General features: G+C 53.6%; 19 protein-coding genes and 1 tRNA gene. 8 read left to right on the forward strand and 12 right to left on the reverse strand.

What is annotated here, in order from left to right:
- Positions 1 to 19: 19 nt before the first annotated feature.
- The 5 genes from ABJV08_RS14505 to ABJV08_RS14525 form a co-directional block, all read right to left on the reverse strand.
- On the reverse strand, positions 20 to 1,339 hold the full coding sequence (locus tag ABJV08_RS14505; protein ID WP_348037427.1) for a HAMP domain-containing sensor histidine kinase: 1,320 nt from the start codon (positions 1,337 to 1,339) through the stop codon (positions 20 to 22).
- A 95-nt stretch (positions 1,340 to 1,434) separates the two neighbouring features.
- Entirely contained in the window at positions 1,435 to 2,100 is a 666-nt protein-coding gene (locus ABJV08_RS14510) for a response regulator transcription factor (RefSeq protein ID WP_348037425.1), read from the reverse strand.
- A gap of 98 nt (positions 2,101 to 2,198) precedes the next feature.
- Positions 2,199 to 2,507: a PepSY domain-containing protein gene (locus ABJV08_RS14515; RefSeq protein ID WP_348037424.1), complete on the reverse strand. Its 309-nt coding sequence runs from the start codon at positions 2,505 to 2,507 to the stop codon at positions 2,199 to 2,201.
- A gap of 68 nt (positions 2,508 to 2,575) precedes the next feature.
- Positions 2,576 to 3,289, reverse strand: a complete 714-nt coding sequence (locus ABJV08_RS14520) for an SIMPL domain-containing protein (RefSeq protein WP_348037423.1) — start codon at positions 3,287 to 3,289, stop codon at positions 2,576 to 2,578.
- A gap of 16 nt (positions 3,290 to 3,305) precedes the next feature.
- Positions 3,306 to 4,163 (reverse strand): aminotransferase class IV, encoded by an 858-nt coding sequence (locus ABJV08_RS14525; protein WP_348037421.1) that lies wholly within the window; start codon positions 4,161 to 4,163, stop codon positions 3,306 to 3,308.
- Between the two features lie 127 nt (positions 4,164 to 4,290).
- Here ABJV08_RS14525 and ABJV08_RS14530 point away from each other — a divergent pair, with 127 nt between their 5' ends.
- Positions 4,291 to 6,105: an ABC-F family ATP-binding cassette domain-containing protein gene (locus ABJV08_RS14530; protein WP_348161321.1), complete on the forward strand. Its 1,815-nt coding sequence runs from the start codon at positions 4,291 to 4,293 to the stop codon at positions 6,103 to 6,105.
- A gap of 11 nt (positions 6,106 to 6,116) precedes the next feature.
- Here the strand turns inward: ABJV08_RS14530 and ABJV08_RS14535 are convergent, their stop codons facing one another.
- The gene (locus ABJV08_RS14535; RefSeq protein WP_348037417.1) at positions 6,117 to 6,638 is read right to left on the reverse strand and encodes a DUF6456 domain-containing protein; all 522 of its coding nucleotides are present in this window, start codon (positions 6,636 to 6,638) and stop codon (positions 6,117 to 6,119) included.
- A gap of 86 nt (positions 6,639 to 6,724) precedes the next feature.
- On the opposite strand from ABJV08_RS14535, the gene ABJV08_RS14540 reads away from it, so the two are divergent.
- Entirely contained in the window at positions 6,725 to 7,288 is a 564-nt protein-coding gene (locus tag ABJV08_RS14540; protein ID WP_348037415.1) for a helix-turn-helix transcriptional regulator, read from the forward strand.
- A gap of 24 nt (positions 7,289 to 7,312) precedes the next feature.
- Positions 7,313 to 8,491, forward strand: coding sequence for a glycosyltransferase (locus tag ABJV08_RS14545; protein ID WP_348037413.1), 1,179 nt, complete (start codon positions 7,313 to 7,315; stop codon positions 8,489 to 8,491).
- Here ABJV08_RS14545 and ABJV08_RS14550 read toward each other — a convergent pair.
- Genes ABJV08_RS14550 through yajC form a run of 4 tightly spaced genes read right to left on the reverse strand, consistent with a single transcriptional unit; the run spans position 8,488 to position 11,816 of the window.
- Positions 8,488 to 8,868: an MTH938/NDUFAF3 family protein gene (locus ABJV08_RS14550; protein ID WP_348037411.1), complete on the reverse strand. Its 381-nt coding sequence runs from the start codon at positions 8,866 to 8,868 to the stop codon at positions 8,488 to 8,490. The two genes, ABJV08_RS14545 and ABJV08_RS14550, sit on opposite strands and share 4 nt — an antisense overlap.
- A gap of 3 nt (positions 8,869 to 8,871) precedes the next feature.
- Entirely contained in the window at positions 8,872 to 9,855 is a 984-nt protein-coding gene (gene secF, locus ABJV08_RS14555; protein ID WP_348037409.1) for a protein translocase subunit SecF, read from the reverse strand.
- Positions 9,852 to 11,456: a protein translocase subunit SecD gene (gene secD, locus ABJV08_RS14560; protein ID WP_348037407.1), complete on the reverse strand. Its 1,605-nt coding sequence runs from the start codon at positions 11,454 to 11,456 to the stop codon at positions 9,852 to 9,854. Before secD ends, secF begins: the two co-directional genes overlap by 4 nt.
- Before the next feature lie 27 nt (positions 11,457 to 11,483).
- Positions 11,484 to 11,816 (reverse strand): preprotein translocase subunit YajC, encoded by a 333-nt coding sequence (gene yajC, locus ABJV08_RS14565; protein ID WP_348037405.1) that lies wholly within the window; start codon positions 11,814 to 11,816, stop codon positions 11,484 to 11,486.
- A 200-nt stretch (positions 11,817 to 12,016) separates the two neighbouring features.
- Here yajC and ABJV08_RS14570 point away from each other — a divergent pair.
- A tRNA-Pro gene (locus ABJV08_RS14570) sits at positions 12,017 to 12,093 on the forward strand.
- A 71-nt stretch (positions 12,094 to 12,164) separates the two neighbouring features.
- Here ABJV08_RS14570 and ABJV08_RS14575 read toward each other — a convergent pair.
- Complete coding sequence (locus tag ABJV08_RS14575; protein WP_348037403.1) at positions 12,165 to 12,806, reverse strand: response regulator transcription factor; 642 nt, start codon at positions 12,804 to 12,806, stop codon at positions 12,165 to 12,167.
- Positions 12,803 to 14,596, reverse strand: a complete 1,794-nt coding sequence (locus ABJV08_RS14580; RefSeq protein ID WP_348115452.1) for a 7TM diverse intracellular signaling domain-containing protein — start codon at positions 14,594 to 14,596, stop codon at positions 12,803 to 12,805. Before ABJV08_RS14580 ends, ABJV08_RS14575 begins: the two co-directional genes overlap by 4 nt.
- 179 nt (positions 14,597 to 14,775) lie before the next feature.
- Between ABJV08_RS14580 and ABJV08_RS14585 the strand changes: the two genes are divergently transcribed.
- From ABJV08_RS14585 to ABJV08_RS14600, 4 genes are read left to right on the forward strand one after another with little or no spacing between them, the layout of a single operon-like run.
- Positions 14,776 to 15,771 (forward strand): tetratricopeptide repeat protein, encoded by a 996-nt coding sequence (locus ABJV08_RS14585; RefSeq protein ID WP_348037399.1) that lies wholly within the window; start codon positions 14,776 to 14,778, stop codon positions 15,769 to 15,771.
- Positions 15,771 to 16,226 (forward strand): hypothetical protein, encoded by a 456-nt coding sequence (locus tag ABJV08_RS14590; protein WP_348037397.1) that lies wholly within the window; start codon positions 15,771 to 15,773, stop codon positions 16,224 to 16,226. The genes ABJV08_RS14585 and ABJV08_RS14590 overlap by 1 nt, the downstream gene beginning before the upstream one ends.
- 49 nt (positions 16,227 to 16,275) lie before the next feature.
- The gene (locus ABJV08_RS14595) at positions 16,276 to 16,719 is read left to right on the forward strand and encodes a hypothetical protein (protein ID WP_348037395.1); all 444 of its coding nucleotides are present in this window, start codon (positions 16,276 to 16,278) and stop codon (positions 16,717 to 16,719) included.
- A gap of 51 nt (positions 16,720 to 16,770) precedes the next feature.
- Positions 16,771 to 17,634, forward strand: coding sequence for a hypothetical protein (locus ABJV08_RS14600; RefSeq protein WP_348037393.1), 864 nt, complete (start codon positions 16,771 to 16,773; stop codon positions 17,632 to 17,634).
- Positions 17,635 to 17,748 lie beyond the last annotated feature (114 nt).

A 17,748-nucleotide genomic window follows, 5' to 3' on the forward strand; every position in this document is an offset into this window, starting at 1 on the left:
GTTTTGCAGGCAACGACCATCAGGTGGCTTGCCCTTCCGGCCGCGGCAACCGCAACCGCACCAACAGACCGCCCAGGTCATCGCTTTCTTCGAGCGATACCGAGCCGTCATAGATTTCCGCGACATCGCGGACGATGGCGAGGCCAAGACCGGTCCCCGGCTTGCCGCTATCCAGTCGCGCACCACGATCAAATATACGCTGACGCTCCTGTTCAGGAATGCCGCGGCCATCATCCTCTATCTGCAATTCGACAAATTCATCGTCGCTTTCCACGGTGATGAACACGCTACCGCCGCCATATTTGGCGGCATTTTCAACGAGATTACCGATCATTTCATCGAGATCCTGACGTTCGACCGACGCCAAAGCGTCCTTGTCGCCATCAATATCGATCCGCACATGGGAATAGAGCCGCCCGACAGCGCGCTCGACCGCTTGCAGGCTTTGCCAGACTTTGGCCCTGCTGTGCGCATGGCCGCGCCGGCCAACGGCCCGCGCGCGCGCAAGATGATGGTCGACCTGCCGCCGCATGACACCGGCTTCGCGGATCACCGTGTCAGCCAGATCATCGGCCTTGGCGGTAGCGCTGTTCATGATGACCGTCAGAGGGGTCTTGAGAGCGTGGGCCAGATTGCCCGCATGCCGCCGCGCTTCCTCTGCCTGCTTCTCATTATGGTCGAGCAAAGCGTTAAGCTCGTCGACCATCGGGGTAACTTCATTCGGCATGGGCTCCACGACCCGGCGCTGTTGGCCAGTCCGCATCGCCGCGATGGCACTGCGAATTTTCCGCAACGGCCATAGTCCATAAAGCGTTTGCAACGCCGCCATGCCGATCAGGCCGAGTGCCAGAATCAAGAAGCTGTTGATCAGGATAGAACGGATGTTCGATATCTGGGAATCCAGTCCGTCGCGGCTCTGCGCCACTTGGAACAGCCATTTGGTGTCAGAATCGGGCAGAATGATCGTGCGCTCTAACAAGCGCAGCGGTTCATCCTGGAATTGCAGATTATCATAGATATGCGTCACTCGATCATCATGGGTGATGGTCGATTCCAGCGTCCGATCCCAAAGCGACCGGGAGGGAAAATCATCATGACCCTCGCCGCTGATCTGCCAATAGAGACCACTATTGGGTTCGAGAAATCGTTGATCCCCCAGCGGCCGGTTCAAAAAAACCTCGCCATCGGGACCAATTTCGGCAGACGCAATCATCGCCGTCAGAACATATTCCAGTTGATTGTCGAAATTGCGGGTCACCGCGTCGTTGAGAACCCGATCCAGCGCGAAACCGCCACCGACCAGCAGGATCACAATCCACGCCGCAGCGATCCCGATCATCCGCCGGCCGAGCGAGCCGGTGGTCTGTGTGCCTAGCCGAGAATGGGGTGTCGGTGCCTTTTCGTCGACCGGACTGTCTATCTGGCTTGATTCATTCAGGCTTCAGGATCCTCTAGACTATAGCCAAGCCCCCGAATCGTGGAAATCACTTCCGCCCCCAGCTTTTTGCGGATGCGCGTCACAAACACTTCAATCGTGTTTGAATCCCGGTCGAAATCCTGATCGTAAATATGTTCGATCAGCTCGGTCCGGGACACAACTTTTCCTTTGTGATGCATCAGATAGGACAATAATTTATATTCTTGTGCCGTCATTTTGACTGGACTGCCATCAAGCGTCACTTTGCCCGACCGCGTATCCAGACGGACAGCGCCTGCAGTTAGTTCTGACGATGCATTGCCGGATGCGCGCCGAATTAGAGCGCGAAGCCGGGCAATCAATTCTTCGGTTTGGAACGGCTTGGCGAGATAGTCATCCGCGCCTGCGTCCAATCCCGCAACCTTGTCGGACCAGCTATCGCGGGCTGTCAGCACCAGAACCGGAAAGTTACGCTCTTCCTTGCGCCAGCGATCGAGCACGGTCAGGCCGTCGATTTCCGGCAGGCCCAGATCCAGGATCACCGCATCATAATCTTCGGTTGAACCCATGAAATGACCATCTTCGCCGTCTGCCGACAGATCGATGGCATAGCCATTGGCTTCCAATGTCGATTTGAGCTGCTGTCCCAGCGTAGGTTCGTCCTCAACGATCAAGACGCGCATGCTTGTCCTCCGAAATAAAGCTTTTCATTCCGGATAGCCTATATCACCATCCCGGAAACGCACAATGATTTAGAAATTTGAAATGAGCGCAAAATGGCTCAACGGGTCTGTTTCAGAACCGCACCGGTTCGACCATCAACATCCACAAAGATCACCCGCCCGTCCCGAATGAACTTCAGTCGATAGACTTGGGCACTGGGATCAAATTCGGGACCGATATACTGACTACCGGCCATTCTTGGCAAAATTCGATTCTCGATTGAACGAATAGACTTCACCTTGCCCGCCATCATTTGTGCGCGCGCCGCATTCTGCTCTCCGCGGCGGTCCTTCGCCGAAGACACTTCCGGCGCAACAGCCATAAGTCCGAGCGCAATAAGCGGCAAAAAGGTGAATTTCTTTAACATGGCTGCTCTTCTAACTTTATCGGTTTTAACATCAGGTGAATGGCGGGTTCAGATTGAAGATGGATATGCTAACGAGTCATTTCATAGGTAATGTTGAGGGAAACGACGGTTCCCACTTGTCCTGGGGCCACGGGCGGCACTGACATTGCCGCAGCGCTGTCCATCCGCATCATCGGCGCGCCCGACTGGCGCGATATGCCTTCTCCAATCGAAATTACCCGAACGCCGCTATAACCCTCGGACCGCGCATAGCTCATCGCTCGCGCTTTGCCATTGGCCAGAGCCCGCTCCCGGGCGACATTTTTCATTTTGCTATCATCGCTGATCGAAAAAGACGGACCGTTCAAATTGGTGGCACCGCTGCTAACAATCGCATCTAAAATAGCCCCGAGCTTGGAAATATCCCGCACGATGGCCGAGACTTGATTGGAAACCATATAGCCAACAAACCGGTTTTTCCGGCTTGCTTGATCATATTCATAATTTGCGCGCAGATTTATTCCCGTGGTTTGAATATCCTTTTCTGCAATGCCGAGTGATTTGAGACGTTTGATCACCGATCGCGCCTGAACCGAATTGTCGCGCAACGCTTGCGTTGCGGTTGGCGCTTTGGATTCCACCCCGGTGCTGAACGTCGCCATATCCGGTGCACTGTCGACTTGCTCCGATACACTCAGTTCAATCACTGGATTCTGGGCAACAATCTGGACATTTGCAGCCTGGGCGTAACTGGTTGGCACCAAGAATAAAGTCGCTCCGGCGAATATAATTGCAGACCTCATATTTTCCTCCCTTGATTCAAGTTCTTGTAGAACCAGCTCCCTGAACGGCAGCTAAATATTTTTGGCGAATTTTATCTGTACATTGCCCCGGCTGGCCGTCGCCGATCCTGTGGCCATCAATCTCGACCACCGGCATGATCAACAATGTCGAAGACGAGACAAAGGCTTCCTTGGCATTTCGGGCTTCCTCGATAGAAAAAGCACGCTCTTCAATGGTCAGTCCTAAGGATTTGGCCTGTGCGAGCGTTTCTATCCGGGTCACTCCGGGCAACACGCGGCGGTCCAGTTGATGGGACACCAATAGCCCGTCTTGCGTGATGATATGGGCATTTTGCGACGTGCCCTCGGTGACCAGATCACCCTGGGTCATCCAGACATCATCAACCCCAGCAGACGCAGCCTCCATTTTCATGAGCGATGCATATAGCAGCTGCGTCGTCTTGATATCACATCTTTGCCAGCGCATATCCGGACGGGTGATGATCCGCATTCCGCGATCGGCCATCGGATTGGCAACCAAAGTTCGGTCTTGGGCAAAAGCAAATATGGTCGGCGGTGTTTCCGGCGCTGGCCAGCGATAATCCCGTTCGTCCATCACCCCGCGCGAAACCTGCAGATAGATCAAACCTTCTTCCAGATCATTTTCGGCTACAAGCTTTTGGGAAATAGCCGTCCAGTCCGACGCAGCATCGATCGACAGCTCGCCGAGCGATCGCTCGAGCCGCGCGACATGTCGCTCCATATCGATCAACCGCCCGTCAATGACCGAAATCACCTCATATACTGCGTCCGAGAACAACAGGCCGCGATCAAAAACAGAAATTTTGGCAGATGATTTGGGGACATAATCGCCGTTCAGATATACTAAGTGCAAAGCCTCTACCGATCTCCAAAATGACAATATGGCCCTATCCAAACCGAATTGAGATGGCAGGTCAATGGCGATTGTTGAAAAGACAAGACTTGAGCCGAAGCCCGCTAGCCCCTAACGCCCGGGAACCATGGCCCAACCCCCGATCTTTGCATATGAAAACCTGTCCCTCCATCAAGGAGAAGGCTGGTTGTTTGAAAATCTCGATCTTCATGTCGGACCACGCGACCGGCTGGCCTTGATCGGCCGTAACGGCGCTGGAAAAACAACACTGCTGCGCTTGATTGCCGATCAGATTGAATCCGACAAGGGTCAGCGGATGATTCAACCCGGCACCAATATTGTCTATCTGGAGCAAGAGCCGGATTTCACGCAATTTGAGACATTGCTCGACTTTGCGATATCGGGCGAACAAGGCCCTGCCCTGCACGAAGTCGAAGCCATTGCCGATCAATTGGGCACAAATCTCTCGACCCGTGCAGAAAAAGCCAGCGGCGGCGAGAAGCGTCGGGCGGCTATTTGCAGGGCCCTCGCGTCTGATCCGGATCTGCTTTTGCTCGACGAGCCGACCAATCACCTCGATCTCGGGGCGATTGACTGGCTGGAAGAATGGTTGGGCCGCTATAAAGGCGCGTTCATCACCATATCGCATGACCGAACATTCCTGACCCGATTGACCAAACAGACAATTTGGCTCGATCGCGGCGCGCTGCGGCGGCAGGAAGTTGGCTTTGGCGGCTATGGTGCATGGATGGAGAAAATCCATGCCGATGAAGCACAGGCTGCCCACAAGATTGATGCGAAGCTGAAACTCGAAGCGCGATGGCTGGAACGCGGCGTCACAGCCCGACGCAAACGCAATCAGGGACGGCTAGAAAAGCTCTGGGAAATGCGCGCAGCGCGGGCGGCGATGATTGGGCCTACCGGCACCGCCAATCTCAAGATCCAAAGTGATGACAGCCGCACAAAATCCGTGATCACTGCCGAGAATATCTCCAAGTCCTTCGGGGAAGGCAAGAATGAACGCAAGATCATCCGTTCCTTCTCCTTGCGGATCCAGCGTGGCGACCGGATCGGCATCGTCGGAGCCAATGGTGCGGGCAAAACGACATTGCTGAAAATGCTCACCGGTGAGCTGGAACCGGATAGCGGCAAAGTATCGCTCGCCAAGACGCTCAATGGCGTTTTTATCGATCAACAGCGCAGTCTGCTGGAAGGCAATAAGTCGGTCCGTGATGTGCTTGCCGATGGCAGCGACTGGATCGATGTCCGCGGCGACAAGAAACATGTGCAAGGCTATCTCAAGGAGTTCCTGTTTGCTCCCTCCCTGATCGATGCCAAAGTCGGGACCCTATCAGGCGGAGAGCAATCACGCCTGCTGCTCGCTAGAGAATTTGCGCGGATGTCAAACCTGCTGGTGCTCGACGAGCCAACCAATGACCTGGATCTCGAAACACTGGACCTTTTGCAGGAAGTGATCGCGGATTACGAAGGCACCGTATTGCTGGTGAGCCATGATCGCGACTTCCTCGATCGCACCGTCACCGTCACGCTTGGGCTCGATGGCAGCGGCATGGTCGACATTGTTACGGGTGGATATGCGGAATGGGAAGCCAAGCGTAAGGACTCTGAACCCGCCCAGAAAGCCGCTGCCAAGTCACCTCAGCCTGCCCATCGGGAAGCCTCCAAATCGCCAAGTCCGGTCAAGAAACTAACCTATAAGGATCAACGTGACTATGATCTTTTGCCCGAACGGATAGAGGCGATTGACAAGCGCATGGTTGAAATCGAAAAAACTTTGGCCGATCCCAATCTCTACACAAAAGATTTCCCGCAGTTTGAAAAACTGACCCAGGAAAATAGCGCTTTGATTGATGAGAAAGATAGCGCCGAAATGCGGTGGCTCGAGCTGGCGGAAGAAGTCGAACGCCTGCAAAATCCATGATCGCATGTTATTCAGCCTGGCAGGCGATAGAAAATTGCCAATCGGTCGAGGGCAATTTTCAGCACCAGCTTGCCTGATCGCGCCGGCCAACCCATGTTTTTTTCGGCTACCGGAACGCCCTCCCCACCGCAGACAATCCGCCACGCTATATCCGACAGGTCGCTGCCAAGATAATCAACCGCATTGGTAAACCGTTGCTTAGCAGCCAACAGCGCCTCGGTTTCATTGAGAATCGCGGGTGTTGAACGCTTCCCGCCAGCGACGGATATAATATCCCAGCTCATTGTAACGCTCGGCGCCAGATTGGCTCTTTCCCAATCAGCGCGAAGCTTTTCGCCGGCATCAAATTGCCGATCGGACAAATGGCCTCTCGCATGCAACCAGCCCAATGGCGATTCCGCCAAATTGACCGTCACGCTTCGCGCGCGCCTGCGGCCTGATCTCCGGCTATCCCTTTCTTCTCCGTCTTGCGGAAGGGCGCGTTCTGCAAGCAAACGAGGATCGGATCGGGATTTTGCGACTTTGGCTGGCATGATATCTCCTGAATGATGAGGTTTCACACTTGCCATTTTGGTAATATTGTAGGAAAGTAAAAACCATATAGGTTTGGAGATAGAAGATGATCAGCCGCATCAGAGACGTCCGCAAGGGCAAGGGATTGACGTTAGACGATGTTGCAAAACGTTGCTCTCCGCCAACAACGGCGCAAACCATTGGGCGACTGGAAACCGGCGCCCGTACCTTATCACTGGATTGGCTAAACCGCATTGCCGATGCTTTGGCGGTCGACAGCGCGGCCTTATTGTCCCTACCTGACCAAGAAGAGCTGCCGGTGGCCGCCATATTGGATCACAAGGGCGCCCACGCCCTGGACAAGACCGAATGCATCTTTCAACCCGCCATAGAGCCCGCAATGGTCGCGCTACGCGTCAAGAGCAGCATCGGTGAATATCGCAGCGGAGACGATGTTTGGCTGTCACGCCGCACCCCGGAAGATTACAGCAGTGCGCTCAATCGTGATGTTCTGGTGCCGCGGCCAGCTGGACGCTATCTGTTCGGTCGCCTCATCGGGCGGGAAGGCAATCGCTTGCAAATTTTGCCATTGGGCGCCGGCGCTCGCCAACAAATTGTCAGCGACCCCGAGTGGATCGGTGTCGCTGTTCGCTTGGTAAGGGAGCTTTAGGGCCTCCGTGCTAAGACACACAGCATGACCCGGCCAATCAACATCCTGACCCTCGCGACTTTGTTTCCCAATGCCGCAGCGCCCAATTTCGGAATATTTGTCGAACGACAAACGGCCGAATTGGCAAGTCGTCCAGAGGCCAATGTCACCGTCGTCAATCCGATCGGCATCCCGCTCTGGCCGTTGAGCAAATTCGAACAATATCAGCCACTGACCAACTTGGTCGACCATGAAGAGTGGCGCGGGCTTAATGTGCATCGCCCCCGCTTCACCCTGATCCCGAAATTCGGAGGCGCTAGCAACCCCCGTCGCATTGCCGCCGCGATACTGCCCTTGGTAAAAAGACTACACGCAGAAACGCCTTTTGACGTGATCGACGCAGAATTTTTCTATCCTGATGGAGCGGCGGCAATGCGTCTCGCCGCTGCGCTCGACATCCCCTTCACGATCAAGGCCCGCGGAGCGGACATTCATCACTGGGGCGGCGATCAACAATGTAGAGAACAGATATTACAGGCGGCGGAAAAGGCCAGCAGGCTCTTGGCCGTTTCGGAGGCGCTGAAACAGGATATGGTTGAGCTCGGGATGGATGGAAGCAAAATTTCCGTCCATTATACGGGGATTGATCAGGACAAATTCAAGCCGATCGATCGCTCGGCAGCGAAACAAAAGCTCAATATAGATGGCCCGCTTCTTATCACAGCGGGCGCGCTAATCGCCCGCAAGAACCAGGATCTGGTAATCCGGGCCTTGGCAAGCATTCCCGATGCCCAGCTCATGCTCGCCGGCAAGGGTGAAGAAGAGCAGAATTACCGCGCGCTGGCCAAACAGCTGGGGATTGCTGACCGCGTCCGTTTTCTGGGAAGCGTGCCGCATGACGAATTGCCGCACCTGACCGCAGCCGCTGACATCTCTATTCTCGTATCCAAATCCGAGGGTCTTGCCAACGCCTGGGTCGAAGCCCTTGCCTGCGGCACTCCTGTGATCATCAGCGAGGCAGGCGGAGCGCGGGAACTGGTCGCCAGTCCGGATGCCGGAAGGGTCGTCGATCAGGATGTCGAGGCCATTGTCGATGCCATCAAAGCTATATTGGTGCAGTCACCCAAACAGGATCTCGTGCGCAAGTCGGTTGCGCATTTCAGTTGGCGCAACAATGGAGACCAGTTGCTTGCCATCTTCCAGAAAGTCTCTGGACAGATTTAGTGGATCGGCAGAAATGCGCCGACAATCCAACGTTCTTCTGCCCGCAAAACCGCCCAAGTCCGCGCTGCGGCTCGGCTGTCCATGACCTCTAACCCCATGCCGGCTGCTTCAACTTCGCGCCGGAACGCTGCCGGGGGCTGCAACATGGATGGGCCGCTGCCCAGCAGCAGAAATTCGGGATGTGGAGACAGGTTCAAGCTGGACAATATTTCCGCCAGATCAAGCCGATCCAGGCTTGATGCAGCCCAGTCCACAGCCTGTTCAGGAGAAATCAGCAGTCCTTGCTCGAACCGCTGGTCACCGATCTTATAGCCTTTCGGCGTAAAGCCAGTGACAATCGGTCCGGCAAACTCAACATCCTTGCGAAGCTCTACCAAGGATCAGCCAACCTGCTCGGGTCCACCCAACTTCTCTGCTTTATCATTTTCTGGCTCCGATGGGACGAAAGTATCTGGACCAACTTTAAGCCAAATGAGCACAGGAGCGGCCATATAGACCGAACTATATGTACCGACAAATACCCCGAAGAACATAGCCACCGAGAAACCGAAGATCACATCTGGACCCCAGATGATCAAGCCACCAAGCGCGATCAACATGGTCAAGCTGGTCATCACGGTCCGCGCCAAAGTCTCGTTTACCGAGAGGTCCAACAAGGCGATGATGTCCATCTTGCGATATTTCTTGAGATTCTCGCGAATGCGATCGAACACCACAATCGTGTCATTAAGAGAATAGCCGATGATCGTCAGCAGCGCGGCGACGATATTGAGGTTGAATTCCATCTGGGTCAGCGCAAACAATCCGAATGTCAGCACGACATCGTGGAACAGCGCGAACAAGGCACCAACGCCAAATTGCCACTCAAAGCGCACCCAGATATAGATGGAGATCGCAATCATCGCGAACAGCAGCGAATAAGCGCCAGTTTCAAACAGTTCCGACGAGACCTTGCCGGAGACCGATTCCACACCGTCAATACGGACATCGGGATGATCTGCCTTGATTGTCGCGACGATCTTGCTGGTCATTTCATTGGCTGCTTCCGGGCGCGATTCTGCTTCGGTGGGCAAACGCATCCGGATCGACACTTCATTGGCATCGCCAAAACGCTGGATCGTTGCTTCGCCATAGCCAAGCGCGCCAATGCTGTTCCGCAATTCCGGAATCGGCGCTGTTTCCGTTTCGGTGAAAGTGGCTTGAATCATCTGGCCACCGATAAAGTCGACGCCGAAATTCAATCCCCGCGTCACCACCAATGCGATCGAGATAATGATCGTCAATATGCTGAACGCCATGGCGATATTGCGCCATTTCAGGAAGCCGATATTGGTATCGTCCGGGACAAGTTTGAGCAATCTCATATCACCAACTCCTGCGGACGCGTCCGTCTAACCCAGAGTGCCACGAACATGCGGGTTACAACAACGGCGGTAAACACCGAAGATGCGATACCGATCATCAGCACGACCGCGAACCCCTTGACCGGTCCGGAACCGAACATGAAGAGCAAGAGTCCTGCAATGATATTGGTAATATTCGCATCAAAAATGGCGCGCGACGCTTCTTTATAGCCGACTTCAATGGCCTGTACGACCCGTCGCCCTCGCCTGCGTTCCTCTCGTATTCGTTCATTGATCAGCACATTGGCATCAACCGCCGAACCTACCGTGAGAACAAAGCCGGCAATCCCTGGCAGAGTCAGCGTGGCGTTGAACATCGCCATGACGCCGACAATGATGAACAGATTCAACGCCAGCGCGATATTGGCGTAAACACCAAAGCGGCCGTAGGTCACGATCATGAACGTCAAAACCGCCGTCGTGGCGATAAGCGCGGCGATCATGCCTTTGTCGATAGAATCCTTACCAAGGTCGGGACCGACAGTGCGTTCCTCGACAATCTTCAGTTCCACCGGAAGCGCACCAGACCGTAAGGCAATCGCCAGTTGGTTGGCGCTGGCAACGTCAAAATTACCGGAAATCTGAGCAGAGCCACCCAGGATCGGTTCATTGATATTCGGCGCCGACAGCACTTGCCCATCCAGGATAATCGCAAAGGGCCGGCCGACGTTATTCTGGGTCAAGCGGGCAAATTTCGAACCGCCTTCGGCATCGAACGTAATATTGACCACCGCTGCATTAGTCTGCTGGTCAAAGCCTTGTCCCGCATCGGTCAACTTGTCACCGCTAATGCCGCCAAGGCGTTTCACCGCGATGTTCGGCAAGCCGGCTGGATTGTCGGGGTAAGGGAAAATCTGGCTGCCCACGGGTGGTCGTCCCGCGGCCACAGCATTGGGGTCGGCCTCATAATCAACCAGCTTAAACTCAAGCTTGGCTGTCTGTCCGAGCAAGGCCTTCAGCGCTTCCGGGTCTTCCAGTCCAGGCACCTGCACCACAATCCGGTTGTCGCCCTGTCGCAAAATGGTCGGCTCTCGCGTGCCCATTTCATCGATACGGCGGCGGATCACGTCGGTGGCGGTTTCCATCGCATTTTCAACGGCATTCTCGATGCCCGCTGGCGTCGGAGTCAAAACGAACCGCGTATCATCGCGGACTTCGATATCCCAGTCACGTTGACCGGTAAGGCCCGCGCCGCTGGTCAGGGGAAGGATTTCTTCACGCGCCGCATCAACCTGGGTGCTGTCCCGCACCATGAAGCTCAATACGCCATCACGCCGCGAAATATCGCCAATACCGATGCGCGGAGTCGCCCGGCGCATGACCGCGCGAACGGATTCTTCCATCGTCTCGAGACGGGCTATCCCGACATCCGCAGGATCTGCTTCCAATAAAATGTGGCTGCCGCCTTGCAGATCGAGCCCCAGGTTAATGGTCTCATCCGGCAAAAAGCCTGGCCAATATTTATGACTTTCTCCGACAAACAGGCTCGGCAAAGACATAAGCACGCCAAATGCCAGCAACAGGGAAATGGAAATAACTTTCCAGCGCGGAAAATCGAGCATTGAAACTAACTTTCTATATCACCGCGTTCAGTCGTTCGCAGGTTTGGCACTGCCGCGCGGCATTACGTCGGTCAAAGTGGCTTTGACCGCCTTCACGCGCACGCCATTGGCAATTTCGACTTCGACAAATTCATCGTCGACTTTAACGGCTTTGCCTACCAGACCGCCGCCTGTGACAACTTCGTCATTCTTCTTAACCGCACCGATTTTCGTTTGATGCTCTTTCATCTTCTTTTGCTGCGGCCGAATGAGCAGAAAGTAGAAAACTGCAAAAATCAGTACCAATGGCATGATCGAAATGAGGAAACCGCCAGCGCCACCAGCGCCTGCTGCTGCAGATAAAATTGATATTGTCGTCATGAACCCATCCCGATTGTTGCAAATTTTTATGTGTGTTGACCGGACTCTTTTTTCAAGCCCTGAGCAGCCAACTCCGATGTTGCGCGCGCCTATCATGCACTTGCCGAGGGCGCAACGAAATCCGTATTCCAGAAAGGTTAGAGGCGAGACGCAAACGACTTGCCAAGGTCAATCGACCGCAATATATGCGCAACCTCGGTCGGGACGTAGCGCAGCCTGGTAGCGCATCACACTGGGGGTGTGGGGGTCGGAGGTTCGAATCCTCTCGTCCCGACCAATTTCAACTTTGTCGCACCCTCTGCAGCGCCCAGAGTTGTGCAAAAGCGGACAAAGCTCTCCATCGCTGGTTCAAATTTTTTCGGCATTGCGCACAGCAAATTCCATCAACCGGTTTGCACCGCGCAGGTTCAGTTTTTCCGTCATGTTCCGGCGATGCGCTTGAACGGTGCGTGCGCTGATGCTCAAATGATCGGCTATTTCCTTGCTGGTCAGGCCCTGCGCCAGAAATTGCAAAACCCGCTTTTCAGTGGGCGTCAGGGAACTGAGAAGATTTGTTGATTTCTCCGTTAGAAAGTTGGCCGCTGCTCGCCCAACCGCGTTGCTGGTGTAAAAATCCCCTTCCGGCGTTTGCAGGGCGTCGTCCAAGTCTGAAAGCGCATCTTCCTTGGCGATGAAGGCAACAGCACCCAAATTCCGCGCTCGGTCCGCGTAAATCTGCTCGGCATGCATGGACATTACGATCACCCGGGTTGAACAGTTTTTTGTTAGCAACTCTTCAAGAACCTCAAAACCGGTCTTGCCGGGCATGGACAAATCAATAACCGCCCAGTCCGGTTGATGCTGCAGAATAGAAGAGAGGCACGCATTGCCATCCCCCGTTTCGAAAATATCGATGAAATCCTGACGCCCATCAAAATATTGTTTAACGCCCGCACGGAAGGCCGGATGGTCATCAGCCAATACGACACTATATCCCGAAGCTGCTCTCATGACTTTGCCTCCTTGATTGGCCTTAGGATCGAGAATTCCACCACCAGCCCGCCAGCCGGATTGCTGGTGAACCCCGCTTCACCGCCGATGAGAAGAATGCGCTGCGATATCGATAGAAGCCCCAGTCCTCCCTGCGTATCTTCGGGCATCCCGATACCATCATCGGAAAATTTGAAGGTCAGGAGATCTTTGGCCCAGTGTATCGCGAGAGTGCAGGCTCCTGCCCCGCTATGTTTAATCACATTTGAAATGGCCTCCTGGGTTATTCGGTAGATTTGCAACTTGTCGTCTGCCGACAGAATATTCTCTGGAAAATCCAGCACCGTGTCCGTTTTGATGTCATAGGCAGATGACAGTTCGTTCGTCATTTCCTGCAGACTGTCCTTCAAACCCAGATGGTCGAGTTTCGATGGATATAGATCATGGCTGATGCGCCGTGTTTGCGCGATCGCATCGCGCAACGCCAGGCGACTATGAGTCACCCGGTCGGTGATGTCTTCGATCGGCTGCTTGCTTGCTTCTGCTTTGCCGAGCTGCGCGTTCACCATGGCGAGGCTATGGCCAAGCGAGTCGTGCAGGTCGCTTGCAATTCTCTCTCGCTCAGCATCTTGAAGCCTTGCGAACCGGTTCGCGGCTTCCAGTTTTACCTCGCTCAATTTCGTCTCTGCTCTGGCCGCCAGAGAGGCAAAATATCGAATGCGTGCGGCCAGGATCAGCGAGAAGGTGATCGCCTCCAGCGCCATTGCAATCTCCATGATGTGATAGTTGGCCCAGCCAAAATCCATGGAAAATGCCGTCCGCGCCCAGCGAAAGCAAATTCCTGCGATCAGGATGGAAAGGGGCACCAATATCGGTATTGATTGCCGGTCGCCTTTGCCAATGCTGGTAAAAACAAGGAACAGTTGCAATCCCATGGACAACAGTCCGATAAGCAACAAGCCGGCATAAATCGATTGTGACCCGGACAGAATGACAGCGAGGGCTATGAGAAGCTGGGCAACACCAAACCAGCGGTTTGCCCTTAACCAACTTGATCTTATCGATCCATTTTCCAAGAAAGCAGACACCAATTGCGTGGCAAACAGACTGAGTGTGCCCATGCCCAAAACCAACATGAAAAAGCTGATGTCGGGGCTTTCCGGCCACAGCAGAAAGCCACCCTGACCATTCATATAAATGGCAATCAACATGGTGGAGGATATGGTCCCCGCGTTGAACGCAAATAGCTTTGTTCGCGTGACCAATGCGACGACGAGGTTGAAGGCAATCATTGCGCCGCAGAAACCAAAGAGCAAAAGCTGTACGTGGAATCTGAGTTCGGCAGATTGGATGAACGCCGACTCCTCCCAGACATCTATCGAATGACTGACGCTGGATGGTTGTTCAAGACGTATATAGCGTTCAGCCTTTTGCGTCGGATCCGTGGATAGTTTTAAAGCCATTTCAGCGGTTTGCATGGCACGTTTCGAAACCGGTATCGTGTCACCGGTTGTGCTTATGGTCCAATGCTCGCTGCCATGGGCCCTTTCAAATAGCTCTATCTTGTCCACCATCTGCGGGAATTCGAAAATCTCACCGCTCAGAATGGATGGAAGCTTTATCCAGATGACGGGATTGTTGATGCTGGTGGTTACCGAACGCGCCTTTTCCCAATTCACCGGTTCCGCAGCGCAGCAAAGCGCATCAATCGTGATGCTATCTTCAGCAGGAACAGACATAAATTCAAATTCGAGACCGCTTTCCAGCTGGGCCGCACTCGCCATTTGGAAAGCGCAAAGAAGCGCGATCACAAAAATCAGAAATTTGATAGAATAGCGAATGGCCATCCCTCCTTTGTTGAAGATCAAATCAAAAACTTCCTTTGGACATCCCGATTATTCCTAGAAATAGGCACATGTGCCTATGTTCACCGCAGCCCCATTGCTGATATTGGTTTGCATGCAGACACAATGCGCAAATCGGCTTCAATGTGAAGCTGAGAATTGCCGAATTAGCGGGGAGTATTGGTAAATTGTCAGGCAGTTACAAGAACCCTTTCATCCTGAATGTGCATTTCAAGGCGTTTCTATTCCTGTTTTTCGTTGCGGTTTTCGGATTGATCGCCAGCGAAACTGCGCAGGCTCAGCAACGCGGTTCAAAAGAAATAGTGGGCGCTACGAAACTCAAAAATGTTATGGGCCACTGCGACATCGGAAATGCTCCGCTCGCCTGTATTATGATTGCCGATCATTATGGAGCCATTGCCAAAAGCAAAGGGCAATATGATGACCGGCGACGGGACTATACGAACCGGGCTTGTTCGAAGACACCGCGCTCCGGCGATAAACTTGCAATGGATAGAATGTCGATCGGATTGGCCTGTCGTGCTCTCGGCGAGTTTCTGCGCAACGGAATTGGCGGTCCGAAAAACATGGTGACTTCTACCAAGATGTTTCAACGCAGCTGCGATTTTGAAGATATGAACGGATGCGCTTATGTGGGCGAATCCTATCAAATGGGTCGCGGCGTGGCCAAGGATGAAAAAAAGGCCTTGGCCGTCTATAAAAAGTCATGCCGCGATGCGGTCCCCATCTCATGTTACAAATCCGTCAGAATGATATTCTGGGATGCCATCAAGGGACAAAATGCACCGCATAACCAGCAATTTGCACTGGCCCGCAGGCAGAGTGACATTGCTTGCAATAAAAAATGGAGCGGTCAGATCTCAAGTTGCTGGTATCGAGGATTTTTCATGATGAATGCGCTTGGTGGCCCCGCGAACCCGGCGGCCGCTCTAAAGGCCTATCAGTTCACTTGCGCAAACAGCCAAAAAGAAAACGGCCGCAATGCTTGCTACAACGTGGCCAAAATCCGGCTGGATGGTCCGCAAAACCTGCGGGACAAAGCGAAGGCCAGAACGCTCCTCACGGCTGGTTGCACTGCAGATTATAAACCGTCCTGCGACCGTCTCAAGAAAGGCCTTTAATGACAAGATTTGCTCCTTCCATTGCTCTGTCCTGCCTGTCTGCATCGATAGGTTTTGGCGTAGCGCTTCCAGCAATCGCGCAATCATCACTCAGTCCTATCCTGTTAGACGCAGCGGCTCAGCAGGAGGGACTGCCTTACAAACATGCAATGCGCTGCGCTGCTTATAACACTTTCATGGCCGGCATATTGGAAGAGGATGATGCCGAGGCAGCCAAAACATTTGGCGATCGCGGTGCGCGCTGGTTGACCATGGCATACGGGCGCGACGGTGAGGATGGCGTCAAGGCTGATCGCGAATTTGATGAAGTGGTCGATGCGCTGGTCGAGAAGGTAGAGGAATTGAGCGAGGAAGAACAAAAGCTCACCGAATTTCTCACCGGTGTCGGCGAGATATGTACTGGCTTGGCCGACGAGAATGCGGAAGAATTCAACAATATTATTCTGGAAGAATAGAGATTGGGGCGCACCCAATTCCATCACCACCAATTCCTGGAGACGATGAATGCATGTAAAAATGAAGCTCTTTATTGCTGTTGCGGCTTTGCCAATGGCATCGATCGCTCAGGCAAATGATGCGGTTGATTTTGCCAATAGTGAATTTGAAAAGGCCGGCAAAATCGGCACCACGCCCCAAACATCGGGTGAATATCTGACCTGCGCCGCCCATTGGCAAAAATGGAAGCTGTGGCTGGATAGCGTATCAGACAAGCAGAGTTTGAAGATGTTGCGGGCCGAATTATCGGCCAAAAATGCCGAAGAAAAATCAAATTTCTGGTATGACAAAGCGAGCGAAGAAATATTGATCGTCGACGAAATGTCGCCGCAATATATGGAGCGCTTGGCCCAGAAAGCGGACAAAAATGCCGCCGAAAACTACACCACTTGGGTGAATCAAGACGCTAATCGCCGCAAAGCCCTGCCCAGTTGGCTGGGAAGTTGCCGTTGAGGCAATAATTGGCTTCTAACGTCTGTCACCTGCCTTGATCCGGATGAGTTTATGACAAAAATGATGCCTGGAACGTTGCTGGCGACATGTCTTCTAACCGCCAGTCTGCTTCCCCAAATGGCTCAGGCACAAGGCGTGGATGCCGGTGTGGAGAAGGCCATTGATATATATGAATGCGCAGGCGCGCTTAGCTATGGCGAGACGGCAGCGGAACGATATCGGGTGAGCAGCGAAGCGCTCTGGAAGGACTTTGAACGTCTGGAAAATTCATCCAGCGTCAAATCAGACGCCTCCGATCTGGAGGTCCGAAAAAGATGGGTCCGCGCTGCCAGAGGCAAAGGCCCGGGGTCGATGCACAAGCATATCCTGTCCGTCGCTAGAGCCTGCGAGAAACAATATGCTCCGAAAGTGATATCCGAACCCCCAGTGGCAAGAAAGCCAGGCCAATATACGCAAGCTGATCTTCGCTATCACATTCAGCAGACGGGAGATTATGCAGCCGTTGCAGATTATATTGTGCATAAATATCCGGGCGGAAAGCCTCTGTTCAGCGAGCTACCCGAGGGTGAATTCCTAGGCGAATTCATCCGGAAAATTGGCGCAAAAGGTGTCCGAAAGTTCAGCGATTCTGCAATATTGGGCATTACAAGACAACATTATTGGCAATATAATCCGCCGGCGACCCTGATCATTTCGGCTGAATATCGAAAGCGGCTGAGGGCCAGAAAATATTCTCAAGTGCAGGCCAACAACTGGGCACGACGGGAACAGCAGGCGCGAACCGCAAGAGCGCAATCCGGCGTCTATGCATCTCCATCCATCGGGCGCGCTCGTACGGTTTTCCAGACGTGCACCGTCACAACCGTTAGCGGCTATGGTGGTGGCAGAGTTACAAAGTGCAAGACTTATAAATAGCTATCTCATGATGGTGTTGCGGGCATCATTTGCGACGGGCGTAAACATATCCCCTTTTGGGGTATACGGAGCGTAAAGCTCAGGGGGTTTGAATTTCTTCAATTCCCTGCTCGC

It is taken from the genome of Parasphingorhabdus sp. (assembly GCF_039982395.1).
GTDB lineage: Bacteria > Pseudomonadota > Alphaproteobacteria > Sphingomonadales > Sphingomonadaceae > Parasphingorhabdus.